The 13694-nt window shown below is 61.9% G+C and carries 9 protein-coding genes; 3 read left to right on the forward strand and 6 right to left on the reverse strand.

Annotated elements, in window-relative coordinates:
* Window positions 1-77: 77 nt before the first annotated feature.
* Entirely contained in the window at window positions 78-3407 is a 3330-nt protein-coding gene (locus EEQ99_RS12555; RefSeq protein ID WP_127430536.1) for a DUF1217 domain-containing protein, read from the reverse strand.
* A 301-nt stretch (window positions 3408-3708) separates the two neighbouring features.
* Between EEQ99_RS12555 and EEQ99_RS12560 the strand changes: the two genes are divergently transcribed.
* On the forward strand, window positions 3709-4275 hold the full coding sequence (locus EEQ99_RS12560; protein ID WP_028756683.1) for a DUF6101 family protein: 567 nt from the start codon (window positions 3709-3711) through the stop codon (window positions 4273-4275).
* 95 nt (window positions 4276-4370) lie between these two features.
* Here EEQ99_RS12560 and ubiA read toward each other — a convergent pair whose 3' ends face one another.
* The 5 genes from ubiA to EEQ99_RS12585 all read right to left on the reverse strand — a co-directional run bounded on the left by ubiA (window position 4371) and on the right by EEQ99_RS12585 (window position 10762).
* Window positions 4371-5330 carry a 4-hydroxybenzoate octaprenyltransferase gene (gene ubiA / locus EEQ99_RS12565; RefSeq protein WP_028756697.1) on the reverse strand — a complete coding sequence of 320 codons (960 nt, stop codon included), beginning with the start codon at window positions 5328-5330 and terminating at the stop codon, window positions 4371-4373.
* A 159-nt stretch (window positions 5331-5489) separates the two neighbouring features.
* Window positions 5490-6302, reverse strand: a complete 813-nt coding sequence (locus EEQ99_RS12570) for a MipA/OmpV family protein (protein WP_028756696.1) — start codon at window positions 6300-6302, stop codon at window positions 5490-5492.
* A 111-nt stretch (window positions 6303-6413) separates the two neighbouring features.
* Window positions 6414-6995, reverse strand: coding sequence for a histidine phosphatase family protein (locus EEQ99_RS12575; protein WP_028756695.1), 582 nt, complete (start codon window positions 6993-6995; stop codon window positions 6414-6416).
* 64 nt (window positions 6996-7059) lie between these two features.
* Entirely contained in the window at window positions 7060-8319 is a 1260-nt protein-coding gene (locus EEQ99_RS12580) for a cyclopropane fatty acid synthase (protein WP_028756694.1), read from the reverse strand.
* A 133-nt stretch (window positions 8320-8452) separates the two neighbouring features.
* Complete coding sequence (locus EEQ99_RS12585; RefSeq protein ID WP_097622959.1) at window positions 8453-10762, reverse strand: Tex family protein; 2310 nt, start codon at window positions 10760-10762, stop codon at window positions 8453-8455.
* 229 nt (window positions 10763-10991) lie between these two features.
* On the opposite strand from EEQ99_RS12585, the gene glyS reads away from it, so the two are divergent.
* A complete protein-coding gene (glyS, locus tag EEQ99_RS12590; protein ID WP_127430537.1) occupies window positions 10992-13106 on the forward strand; it encodes a glycine--tRNA ligase subunit beta in 2115 nt (704 codons plus the stop codon).
* Window positions 13107-13160: 54 nt separating this feature from the next.
* Window positions 13161-13649 carry a 2-thiouracil desulfurase family protein gene (locus EEQ99_RS12595; RefSeq protein WP_047613861.1) on the forward strand — a complete coding sequence of 163 codons (489 nt, stop codon included), beginning with the start codon at window positions 13161-13163 and terminating at the stop codon, window positions 13647-13649.
* The last annotated feature ends 45 nt before the right edge of the window (window positions 13650-13694 follow it).

Below are 13694 nucleotides of genomic sequence, written 5' to 3' on the forward strand. Positions count from 1 at the left end.
CGGGGTCGACCCCGGTAAGGTTAGGGTGAGGGGCAGCCATTTGCGCCACTGCCCGCTTTCCTGAAATTACCTTAGATTTACTGCGTGCCGCCGCCGGTCAGGATCTGCAGTGCCGGCGACTGCTGGGTGGCGTTCTGGACGTCGTACATCGCGGTGAACCGCCGCAGCAGCTTGTCGACCTTCTTCGGATCCTGGAGATCCTCGAGCTTGACGAAGCGGTTGATGAGATCGGCCTGCTTGGTGACGTCCATGCCCGAGATCTGCGACGGCAGGCTGTAGGCCGTGGTGATGACCTGATAGAGCGCCTTGTCGCCGAGGATCGAATAGATCGAGGTGATGCTCGGGGCCTTGCGGCTGAAATAGAGCGCCAGGCGAACGCCGTCGTTGGATTCGCCCTCCTGGGTTTCCATCGTCTGCTGGACATAGAGCTCCTGGGTGTGCTCCTCGGCCGCCTTGTTCTGGATGGTGCCCATCTTGGCACGGGTCAGATTGCCGTCCTTGTCGAAGTTGAAGGCGGCGACGATGTCCTTGAAACGGGCATCGGCGGTGGCGTTGAGATAGCTCTTCTTGTCGTCGGGATCGGAGGTGAAGATCTTCTTCAGCGTCGCCTTGTCGTAGTCCTTCGGGTCAAGATTGTTCGCTTTCAGCACCAGGTCGGTCAGGCGGCTGTCGTCGAGGAAATCGTCGAGCGACTTCACCTTCGCCATGCCCTTGGCGAAATAGTCGACCTCAGCCGTCGCGTCCTTCGCCGCCTTGTCCTTCACCGGACCGTCCTTCATCAGCATGGTGATATGCGATCTGTAGTCGGTGGCGTATTTGGCCATGGTCGCGTCGGGCAGTGCCTGGAAGGGTGATGCCGCCTTGCCGTCGGGGCCAAAATTGAAGGCGCGGGCAAGGTTGGTGATGCGTTCATCCTTGAGCGAGGCGACATAGCCATTCGGGTCGTAGGCATCGCTCGTCAGGATCTTGCGCATCATCGAGCGCGAGACCTCCTGGTCGGTCAGACCGAAGGCCTGCAGCGCCACATGGAAGAGATCCGGCAGGTTGTCGTTGCCCTTGCTGAAATCAGCCGACGAATTGCTGCGCAGGAAATCATTGACGCTGGTGACGTCGGAGAAATTCAGCAGGCTGCTGCTGTCGGCCATAAGCTTCTGGTAGTTGGATAGGACCTCGTCGATCGCCTCGTCGCGTTCGTCGTCGTAGCGCGCCGCATAATTGTCGTTGGTGGTCTGCGCCTGATCGGCCGTCTGGGCCGAGGTGGCGACGGGAAGCGAGCCGTCGGCAGCGAAATTGAAGTCGGCATTGAGATCGGCATGGCCGGCTGCGGCAGCGGCCGTCGCATCGGTCAGGATGCTCTTCAGATCGGCGTCCGAAATATTGAACGGCAGATTGTAGGTGCTCTTCAGGAAATTGGTGATGGCGCTGTCGGCAAGCAGCTCATCGACATTGCTGATCGTCGACATCCTGGCGGAATAATCATCCGTGCGCGCCGAGGCGGCAAATTTCGTGCTGCTGATCTGGGACGCCGTCTGCGCAGCCATGCCGTCCTCGAGCGTGCCGTCCGCCTTGAAATTGAAGGCGGCGGCAACGTCGGCATAGGTGCCGGTGCCGCTCTGATCGGTCAGGATAGCGCGAAGAGCGACATCGTTGACCGTCGACGGGATGCCGTAGGCGTTGCGCACGAAATTGTTCAGCTTCTGGTCGGTCAGCAACTGGTCGACGTTCGAGATGCCGGCGATGGTCGACTGGTAGTAGACTGCCGCATTGTCGGCCTTGCTGGTGGTGCTGGCGCTTTGCGTCGCCGTCTGCGAGGCGTAAAGGGTCGCGATCGAACCGTCCGATTTGAAATTGAAGAGGTCGTGAACGTCGCTGTAGCCCTGGGCGCTAGCAGCCGTGCGGTCGACCAGGAAAGTCCTCAACGTCGCGTCGGAGACGCTGTCTGCGATCTGCATGCTGTTTCTGAGATAGCTGACCGAAACCGCATCCGACATGATGTCGTCGACATTGGTGACGCTGCCGATCATGCTGTTGAAGTGCGCTGCATTCGCCGCCGACTTGTCGGTGGTCGATTTCCGCTGCGCCGCAGTCTGGATCACGGAACCGTTGATCGAGCCGTCCGCCTGGAAGTTGAAGTCGGCATTGAGATCGGCATGGCCCTGGGCCGCGGCATAGGTGGAATCGGTCAGGATGTTCTTCAGGTCGGCATTGCTGAAACTCGTGCCGAGACCGTAGGCATCCTTGATGTAGCGCGCCAGCACACTATCGGCCAGCAGGGCGTCGACATTGGTGATGCTGCTCGACTGCGATGTGACGGAATAATAGTTGGTCGTGCTCGATGCGGCCGCCTTCAGACTGTTTGACTGATCGACCGACTGGACGCGCGCCGTGCTCGAGGCCGACCCGTCAGCCTTGAAGTTGAAAGCATTGTAGACATTGGTAAAGCCCATCAGCTGTGCATAACTGGGATCGGTCAGCACCGTGCGCAGCGCGGCCGCGGTGAAGTCGGCGCCCATGCTGTAGGCCGTCGTGATGTAGGAAGTCAGGCGCTTGTCGGCGACCAGATCGTCGACATTGGTGATCGTGCCGATCTTCGCCGTGTAATAGGCCTTGTTGTAGTCCGCCGCCGTCTGACCGACGTAATAGACATCCGAGCCGACCGAATTGTCGATGATGACGGATTGGGAATTCAGGGTGTAGGACTCGATGACCGAGGCCTTTTGCGCGGCGGTCTGCGCCGTGCCGTTGACGGTGCCGTCGGCATTGAAGCTGAACTGGGCGGCAAGCGCCTTGTACTTGTCGCCGCCTTGGGTGTTGACGACGCTCGTGGGGTCGCTGAGATCGCTCGTCAGCACCTGCCGCAGAAAAGTCGTCGACGCGTAGGTCGGATCGATGTTGAAGGTCTTCAGCACATAGGTGCGCAGCCGGGTGTTGTTAACAAGGTCGTCGACGCTCTGCACGCTATCGATATTGTTGCTGTAATAGGTGCTCTCGGCGGCCGCGGCCTTGTCGGCATCGATGAAGGACTGCTTGTAGAGGCCGATCAGGTCGTCTTCCTGTGCGTCCGTCTGCACATCCTTGGCCGGCGCGTTGAAATTGAAGGCGGCGGCGAACTCGCGGTAACGCGTATCGGAAAGCTTGTTGGCGTAGCTGTCGGGGTCGGTGAGATCGCTTTCGAGCACCTTCTTCATGAAGGCCTTGGCATAGGTCATGTCCTCGAGACCATAGGCCTTCATCGCATAGCTGTAGAGCTTGTAGTCGCCGAGGAAGTCGTCGACGTTTTCGACCTTGTTGATATTGTCGGCGTAGTACTGAGCATCCTTCTTGACCGTCGCCTGCGACGCAACCTTGTTGAGGCTGGACGTCATATCCCGCGACAGGATCGTATATGCGAGGGAAGCCGAGATCATGAAAAGCGCCCTTTTCACCCAAAATTTCTAAAAGAACGACGAACTGCTGGTGAGCACATTTTGCCATGGAAAGCTTACCTGAGGCTTACTTCTGGATGCATCGTTTCAGGACATCGCACCGTTCACCTTCCGGAAACCTTGCCGGATTCGGTTTTGATAACCATCAGAGGAGGCAAAGTTTTCTTAACCGCAATTTTTAAGCTGTACGGAAGGGCGGGTGCCTATTGTCGGCCATAGAGGACGAAAAGTCCCAAGGAGAAGACCGGAAATCGGCTCTCAGGTAAGACAAGGGTAGAATGAAATGAACAATCCCGTTATGAAGCCCGCTTGGGCTGGCACGACGTTACGCCTCGATCCGTCCCGCTTTCCCCAGCAGGTCAGCTATGCCATCCATGATTGTTCGGATGACGTCAGTATCACGATAGACGAACGCGGCGCGGTCCTGCGCAAGGTCCTGCCCTCCAGCGGCCTGCCGCTCTCGATTGCGCTGCCGAAGCGCGTCTTCCAGGGTGTCGCCGCCCGCGCCATCGACCATGGCGACGGCGAAGTCACCGTAACGCTCGAGCTCCACCACGCCGATCCGGAGCTCTGCATTCCGCTGCTCGTCGCCCATGATCTCAGCGACATCGCCGCCGACTGGCGCAACTGGTCCGAAGCCTTCCGCATCCCGATGCTGATGGTCGAAGCCGACGGCGTCGCGCGTCCGCTCGAAGAGCATATCGGCGCCTTGCGCACCAGCGACATCAAGCCCCGCCGCCGTCATTCCTACTTCGCCAATCGCCGCCCGCGCTTCCTCGTGCGCCGCACCACCGGCCGGCTGGGTGTCGCGATGAAGATCGAAGGTAAGGAAATCATCGCCCGCAACTGAACAAAAACGCGACAATTCCATTCGGGAACGTCGCTTCGGAACCATTTTGAAACCCGGCGCCCGCGCCGGGTTTATCGTTTCATGCATCGTCCCATTCAGGGAATGGCGAAGAGCAGCGAGACGAAGAGGCCGAAGAAGATGATCAGGCCGACGCGGTTGTTCGATTTGAAGAGCGCCAGGCATTGCGCGGCATCGTCGATATCGAGCCGGACGATCTGCCAGGCGAACATGCCGGCGGCGCCGAGCAAAGCCAGAAACGCGATGAGATTGGCGTCGGCGAGCAGAAAAGCGATGAACATCAGCACCAGCGTCAGCCCATAAAGGCCGATCAGCCATTGCCGCGTCCTGTCGCCGAACAGCCGCGCGGTGGAGCGGACGCCGATCAGCTCGTCATCCTCCTTATCTTGATGCGCATAGATCGTGTCGTAACCGATCGTCCAGGCGACGGAGGCGGCATAAAGCAGGACGGCAGCGAAGGAGAGACCGCCGAAAATGCCGGCCCAGCCCATCAATGCGCCCCAGGAAAAGGCAAGTCCCAGGTAGAATTGCGGCCAGTCGGTGAAACGTTTGGCGAAGGGATAAAGCGCCACGATGCCAAGCGAGAGCACGCCGAGAAAGACGGTAAACCAGTTGAACTGCAAGAGCACGAAGAGGCCGACCAGCGCCTGCAGGCCGATGAAGATCTTCGCCCGGCGGCGGGTGACGCGGCCGGAGGGGAGCGGACGCGACCGCGTGCGCGCCACTTCCATGTCGATCTCGTGGTCGACGAGATCATTATAGGTGCAGCCGGCGCCGCGCATGGCGACCGCGCCGATGAAATAGAGAAACAGGTGAGACACCAGCACGCTGCCGGAATAGATCCCCTCGCCGATCGCCGCATTGGCGGCAAGGGTCGCCGACCAGAAGCACGGCCACATCAAGAGCTGCCAGCCGATCGGGCGATCCCAGCGCGCAAGCTGCGCATAGGGCCAGAGCCATGCCGGCAGGATCCGGTAGACCCAGTTATCGGAAGGTGCGTCGGAAACGCGGTCGTGGAAGTCGCCAGTATCGTGCATGCCGCTCATCTAGCGGCGGGCCGCCGATCCGGTCAAGAAGCGATCATTGCGCTGCTGCTCGCCATTCCCTCGACCGGAATCGATCCGGGGGTGAAATCATGCGGCGATTCAAAGCGTTACGGCGTCGTTGCGCGCCTGAACGACGCGCAGTGCCGTCCCTCACTGCAGAGAGAAATTGAACTTGTAGGTCGCTGAAACGCCGATCAGCAGCTGGTTCTTCGAGCCGCGTTCGCGCACGAGGCTGCTGTCGGCGGCGGGACCGGCCAGCCGCTTATATTCGAGGAAGGAACTTGCCTGGAGGTTTTCCGTCGCCTTCCAGGTGAGCGCCGTGCCGGCGCCATAGGACTGGATGCCCGACGAGGGCTTATAGGGATCAAGCCCGCTTGCCGCCGCCTGCCTGGCGTTGACGCCGTAATAGGCGTCGTAATAGCCGCTGGTGGCGAAGGTCGCGCGCGGGCCGCCTGATAGCTGCAGGTCGGGCGCGATATCGGTGAAGGCGTCGACGGCGAGATCGGCGACGACGCCGTCATGCGCGCGGATGCCCTGGCGGACTTCGGCACGGGCGCGCAGGAAATCGGTCGGGTAGACTTCGACAAAACCACCGGCTTCGGCGCCCCATTTGACCTTCTTCATGCCCTTCAGCTCGTTGCCGTCGCCGTCATCGCGCGACGGGACGAACCTGCCGACGATACCGGCGCGGAAGGCGCCCTTGTCGATGAGGGCGAAGGAAGGATTGTCGTTGCGCGAGGAAAAGCGCGGCCCGGCGCCCTGGCGGCCGACCGAGATCAGCGGGCTGAATTTGAATTCATTATGCGACGAGCCTTCGAATTTCGGCGCGGAGAAGCCGGCAACGCCGACGCTCAGATACCAGTCGCCGGACCAGAAGTGCTGGCCGCTTTCCTGCGCGGCTGCCGAACCAAAAGAAAAAAGGGCAATGGCCAAAGAGATCGATACGACTGATCGATGAAACACGTCCGCACTCCAGAAAACGCAAAACAAAAGCCGCGGAGGCGGCGCTCACTTCATTTATCCGGATCTCGTTACCCCAATGTTAACCACGGCAACGAGGGAGGCGATCGTACACTAGCGCTGGTTCCAGCGGCGGATGACCGGTTCCGTCAGGTCGTGCTCATAGCCGAGCACGCTGATGCTGGTCGTATCGAGAGAGAAATACGCCCCACCTTCCGGCGGCAGGCCGAGCCAGCGGGCGGCGAGCACGCGCAGGAAATGCGAGCTCGAGAAGATCAGGATGGTGCTTGCCGCTTCGCGAAGCGCATGGATGACGGCGTCTGCGCGGGCGCCGACATCGGCGGCGAATTCGCCATTCGGGCAACCGTCGCGAAACAGTTGCCAGCCGGGGCGGTCGGCAAGGATCGCCTTGGTCGTGATGCCTTCATAGGCGCCGTAGTCCCATTCGGCGAGTTCCTCCTTGATCACCGCGCCCGAGCCGAATCCGGCGAGCATGCAGGTCTTGCGGGCCCGCGCGGACGGGCTCGACCAGACTGCGGAGAAGGAGAGGCCCGCCAGCCGGCCGGCGAGTTTGCGGGCAGCCTCCTCGCCATTCGCCGTCAGGGGAATATCGCTGCGTCCGGTATGGCGCCCGGACAGGCTCCATTCGGTTTCACCGTGGCGGACCAGGTAGATCTCGGGAAACGCACTGCTCATCCGCACGTCCTTTCATGATAGCCGGTCCCTCGACGAAGGTCCTGCGGGCCTCGGCACTTCGGGATCAGAACGCCACCTTCTCAAGCGGCGCACGCCTCGCCTCGAATTCCTTCAGCTTGGCCTCGTTGCGCGCGATGTAACTGCGGTTGTCGGGAACGGCGAACTGGTTCTTGGCGAGCTGGATCTGCAGAATGAAGAGCTCGTCCCAGCGGAAACCCATTTCGGAACCCGCCAGGTAGAATTCCCACATGCGGAAGAACTGCTCGTCGTAAAGCGCCACCGCTTCGGCCTTGCGCGCCACGAAACGCTCGCGCCAATGGCGCAGCGTATAGGCATAATGCATCGGCAGGATTTCGATATCCTTGACCAGCAGCCCGGCCTTTTCGAGCGGCGGCACCACCTCGCCGACCGAAGGGATGTAGCCGCCCGGGAAGATATATTTCTCGATGAAGGCATTGGTGCCGAAGCTCGGCTTCGGGCGGGCGATCGAATGCAGCACCATGACGCCGTTATCGTCGAGGAGATCTGATACCTTGCGGAAGAAATTGCCGTAATTGCCGATGCCGACATGTTCGAACATGCCGACCGAGACGATGCGGTCGAACTTCCTGCCCGTCATGGTGCGGTAGTCCTGCAGCTCGAAACGCACGCGATCGGAAAGACCGCGCTTTTCGGCGCGGGCGCGCGAGACCTTGAGCTGTTCTTCGCTCAGCGTAATGCCGGTGAAATCGGCGCCTTCGGTCGCCTCGGTCAGATACATGCCCATGCCGCCCCAGCCGGAGCCGATCTCCAGGATGCGCTGGTTCGGTTCAAGCAGAAGCTTGGCGGCGATATGGCGTTTCTTGGCGAGTTGCGCCTCGTCGAGACCGATGCCCGGCGGCTCGAAATAAGCGCAGGAATATTGCCAGTCCTCGTCGAGGAAAAGATCGAAGAGCTTGGCCGACAGGTCGTAGTGATGGGCGACGTTGTGCTTGTTGCGATTGACCGGCACGCGGCTCTTCAGCTGCTGCCAGGCGATGCGGCCGAGGAGCAGTGCCGCCATCTTGAAATCGAAGATTTCGTTGGTGGTGTTCTGTTTCACCAGCGACAGGAAATCGTAGATGTTGCCCTGTTCGAGAATGAACCGGCCTTGCATGTACATTTCGCCGAGCTTCATGGTCGGGTCGCGCCGGATGGCGTCCTCGGCCTCCTGATCGGCAAGGCGGGCGACAACGGTTTCACCCGTGCCGTCGCCGATAGTGTGGGTCTCGCCATTGGCAAGGGTAAGCTTCAATGAACCCTTGCGGATGATTTGCTGGACGATCGAAAGGAAAGCCGACGCCATGGACGCCTCGCAAATGTGACAGGATGGTCACATCAACTTAGTAGCTCTCATTCGCCTTACAAGCGCCGGATTTAGCACTCCCTTCAGAACGCTGCCAAACTGTTGCATTTTTGCCGAAACACCGGCTAAACCCTTATTTTCTCTTCATGGCTTCGGCAAGCGCCGCGCCGAAGGCGCCCTGGCTCTCCGGCTTGGCAGGCGCCGGCCGGCGCTCGTTCTGCGGCCGGGAGCCCTGGTTGCCGCGAGAATCACCACGCGGCGGCGGTGCGGCAGAACCGTCATCGCGTTTCATCGACAGAGCGATGCGCTTGCGCTTCGGGTCGACTTCGACGACCCGCACCTTGACGACATCGCCCGCCTTGACGACCTCGTGGGGATCCTTGACGAAGCGATCGGCAAGCTGGGACACATGCACCAGACCATCCTGGTGCACGCCGATATCGACGAAGGCGCCGAAGGCGGCGACATTGGTCACCGTGCCTTCCAGCACCATGCCGGGCTTCAGGTCGGAAATTTCGTTGACGCCCTCGGCAAAGGTCGCGGTCTTGAAGCTCGGACGAGGGTCTCGGCCGGGTTTTTCCAGCTCGGCGATGATGTCTTTGACCGTCGGCAGACCGAATTTCTCATCGATGAACTGGCGCGGATCGACCGATTTCAACACGGCGCTGTCGCCCATCAGCGCACGCAGGTCGCGGCCACAGGCGGCGACGATCTTCTTGGCGACGCCATAGGCCTCCGGGTGCACCGAGGAGGAATCAAGCGGCTCCTTGCCGTTGGGAATGCGCAGGAAACCGGCGCATTGCTCGAAGGTGCGGCCGCCGAGGCGGGCGACCTTCAGGAGATCCTTTCGCGTCTCGAAACGGCCTTCGCTGTCGCGGTGGCGAACGATGGCATCGGCGATCGACGGGCCGAGGCCGGAAACGCGCGACAGCAGCGGTGCAGACGCGGTGTTGAGATCGACACCGACGGCGTTCACCGCATCTTCCACCACGGCATCGAGCGAACGTGACAGCTTCTGCTGGTCGACGTCGTGCTGATACTGGCCGACGCCGATCGACTTCGGCTCGATCTTGACGAGTTCGGCCAGCGGATCCTGCAGGCGCCGCGCGATGGAGACGGCGCCGCGCAGCGACACGTCGAGATCGGGAAACTCGGCCGCCGCGGTCGCCGAGGCGGAATAGACCGAGGCGCCGGCTTCCGAGACGATGACCTTGGTCGGCTTCGGCGCCGGCAACTCGGCCAGCATATCGGCCACCAGCTTTTCCGTTTCGCGGCTGCCGGTGCCGTTGCCGATCGAGATCAGTTCGACATTGTGCTTGCGGATCAGCGATGCGAGCTCGATCTGGGCGCCGCGCACGTCGTTCCTCGGCTGGAAGGGATAGACGGTCGATGTCGCCACCACCTTGCCGGTGCCGTCGACGACGGCGACCTTGACGCCAGTGCGGATGCCGGGATCGAGGCCCATCGTCGCGCGCGAGCCGGCAGGTGCGGCCAAAAGCAGATCCTTGAGATTGCGGGCGAAGACATGGATCGCCTCCTCTTCGGCCCTTTCGCGCAGTTCGCGCATCAGGTCGAGGGACAGCGACATGGAGAGCTTGACGCGCCAGGTCCAGCTTGCGACCTCCATCAGCCAGCGATCGCCGGGGCGGGTCGCACCGATCTCGTAGGCGGCCGCGATCATGCGTTCGACCGGCTTGTTCGGAGAAGCGGTCTCGGCGTCGGCCTCGATCGTCAGCGTCAGCACCTCCTCGTTCCAGCCGCGCAGCATGGCAAGCGCGCGGTGTCCCGGCGCGGTCGCCCAGCGTTCGGAATGGTCGAAATAATCGGAAAACTTCTCGCCCGACGCCTGCTTGCCGTCGACCACCCTGGCCTTCAGCAGCGAGGCCTGGCGCATATGAGCGCGCAATCTGCCGAGCAGGTCGGCATTTTCGGCAATGCCTTCGGCGATGATGTCGCGCGCGCCTTCGAGCGCCGTCTTCACATCCGCCACGTCGGCGGTGACGAAGCCTTCGGCCAGGACCGCCGGCTCGCTGGTGCGCTCAGTGAGGATTGCCTCGGCAAGCGGGCCGAGGCCGCGTTCGCGGGCGATTTCGGCGCGAGTTCGGCGCTTTGGCTTATAGGGCAGATAGAGATCCTCGAGCTCGGCCTTGGTTTCGGCGCCTGAGACCTTGGCCATCAGCTCGTCGGTCATCTTGCCCTGGCCGGTGATCGATTCGACGATCGCGTCGCGCCGGGCTTCGAGTTCGCGCAGATAGACCAGCCGCTCGGCGAGATTGCGCAGCTGCGTATCGTCGAGCCCGCCCGTCACTTCCTTGCGGTAGCGGGCGATGAAGGGCACGGTGGCGCCTTCGTCGAGCAGCTCGATGGCGGCTTTGGCCTGGTCGGGCCGGGCGTTGATTTCGGCGGAGATGCGGGCTGCGAGGAAACGGAGGTCTGCGGCCATGGGGTTCCTGGGGATTTCCTGTTTCGACTGAGGTGGCGGGACCATAGCGGCGAAAAGCGGCAAGGCAATGTTGGAGTTATCAGGCAGACGCCGATCCACAGGATAAGCATGCCGGAAAGACGGCGATTTTGCGGTTGTGCAGATGCGCCATTCTTTGCTAGCAGAAGCAACGTTTTGACCCGGCGCCCACGCCATCCCTCCCCGGTCGTGGGAGGCAAGGAAATTCGACATGCCAAACCTTCTTCTCGAACTCCGCTCCGAAGAGATTCCGGCCCGCATGCAGCGCAAGGCTGCTGGCGACCTGAAGAAGCTCGTCACCGATGCGCTTGTCGAAGCGGGCCTGTCCTACGAGGGCGCGCGCGAATACTGGACGCCGCGGCGACTGGCGCTCGACATTCACGGCCTGACGGCACGCTCGGCCGATGTGCGCGAGGAGCGCAAGGGACCGCGCACCGACGCCAACGAGAAGGCGATCGAAGGTTTTCTGCGCGGCGCCGGCCTTTCCTCGGTCTCCGAGGCGCAGGTGGTAAGCGATCCGAAGAAGGGCGATTTCTACGTCGCGGTCATTTCCAAGCCCGGCCGCGCGACCGAAGAGATCGTCACCGATATCATGCCTGGCATCATCCGCGATTTTCCCTGGCCGAAATCGATGCGCTGGGGCAAGGCTTCCTCCAAGCCCGGCGCGCTGCGCTGGGTGCGGCCGCTGCAATCGATCGTCTGCACCTTCGGCCCGGAGCATGAAGAAACCACCGTCATCCCCCTCGAGATCGACGGCATCACCGCTTCCAACATCACCTATGGCCATCGTTTCCATGCGCCCGAGGCGATCACCGTCCGGCGCTTCGACGATTATGCGGCGCACCTGGAAAAGGCCAAGGTCATCCTCGATGCCGAACGCCGCAAGGACATTATCCTGCACGACGCCCGCGACATCGCCTTTGCCAACGGGCTGGAGCTGGTGGAAGACGAAGGCCTGCTGGAGGAAGTCTCCGGCCTCGTCGAATGGCCGCAGGTGCTGATGGGCAGCTTCGAGGAGGATTATCTCTCGATCCCCTCGGAAATCATCCGGCTGACGATCAAGACCAACCAGAAGTGTTTTGTCACCCGCAAACAGGGTGAAGAGACGCTTTCTAACAAGTTCATCCTCGTCTCCAATATCCAGGCAAGCGACGGCGGCAAGGAAATCGTTCACGGCAACGGCAAGGTCGTGCGGGCCCGGCTTTCGGATGCGCTGCATTTCTGGAAACGCGATCAGGGCAATTTGCCGGATCTCGAAACGCTCTCAGCTTCGGCGGCAAAGTTCGGCCTCGACATCAAGAAGCCGCTCGACCAGCGCATGGCCAAGCTCGATGCGCTTGACGTGACCTTCCATGCCAAGCTCGGCACACAGGGCGCGCGTGTCGCCCGCATCCGCGCGCTCGCCAAGCAATTGGCCGACATCACCGGCGCCGACCCGGCTCTCGTCGATCGCGCCGCCGTGCTGGCCAAGGCCGATCTGCGCACCGAAGCCGTCGGCGAATTCCCGGAACTGCAGGGCTTGATGGGCCGCAAATATGCGGCGCTGCAGGGCGAGGATGCCTCCGTTGCCGCCGCGATCGAGGACCATTACAAGCCGCAGGGCCCGTCGGACCGCGTGCCGGAGGACAGAGTGGCGATCACGGTCGCGCTTGCCGACAAGCTCGATACGCTGATCGGCTTCTGGGCGATCGATGAAAAGCCGACCGGTTCGAAGGACCCGTTCGCGCTGCGGCGGGCGGCCCTCGGCGTCGTCAGGATCCTCTTGGAGCGAAGGATCCGCCTGCCGCTGCTGGCGACGACGAAGGATATCGATCTCCTCTCCTTCTTCCACGACCGTCTCAAGGTCTATCTGCGCGATCAGGGCGCCCGTCACGATCTCATCGATGCCGTGCTGACTTCAGATGCCGACGACCTGTTGATGGTGGCGCGCCGCGTCGAAGCGCTGACGGCCTTCATCACCTCGGAAGACGGCAAGAACCTGCTTGCCGGCACCAAGCGCGCGACGCAACTGCTCGCCGCCGAGGAAAAGAAGGGCACTGTGATTGCCGATGGCGTGTCGCCGGCGCTTCTGACGCTCGATGCCGAGAAAGAGCTGTTCGCCGCAATATCAGGCGCCTCGAAGGATGCCTCGGACGCGGTCGCCCGGGAAGATTTCCGCTCGGCGATGGAAGCGCTTTCCAAGCTGCGTGGTCCGGTCGACCGCTTCTTCGAAGACGTGCTCGTCAACGACGAGGACGCCGCCATCCGCGCCAACCGTCTCGCCCTGCTGCGGCTAATCCGCGAGGCGACCGGAACGGTTGCGGATTTCTCGAAGATTTCGGGGTGATGTTCTGCTTCGGCCGGATGGCGTTGCCGCCATTACGGCGCTATTCAAGCAGACATGCAAAGCAAGATTCTCGTCAGCGCCTGTCTCATGGGGCACGCCGTCCGCTATGACGGGCGGGCGAAGCCGTTGCTTCATCCGGTGATCGAGACATGGCGGGCCGAGGGCCGGCTGGTGACGATCTGTCCGGAGATGTCGGCGGGCATGACGGTGCCGCGGTCGCCGGCGGAGATCGCAGAGGCCGCAACCGGCGAAGAGGTGCTGGCCGGCAAGGCGCGGGTTGTCGAACTGACGGGCGCCGATGTGACGGAAGAGTTCCTGCTGGCGGCAGAAAATGCCGTGGCGCTCGCCAGGCAGGCCGGCTGCCGTTATGCGCTGCTCATCGACGGCAGTCCGTCCTGCGGATCCGGTTTCATCTATGACGGCACCTTTTCCGGCCGCAAGCAGGCCGGCAACGGCGTGACGGCGGCAGCGCTGAAAGCTGAGGGGATCGAGGTGTTTTCCGATCGAGAGATCGAACGGCTGATCGAACGTATCGCGCAATGAGCTTCAAACGGCACGGCCGCCGGAGAACCGACGGCCGCTAAGAAT

Source organism: Rhizobium anhuiense, from assembly GCF_003985145.1.
Taxonomy (GTDB): Bacteria; Pseudomonadota; Alphaproteobacteria; order Rhizobiales; family Rhizobiaceae; genus Rhizobium; species Rhizobium anhuiense.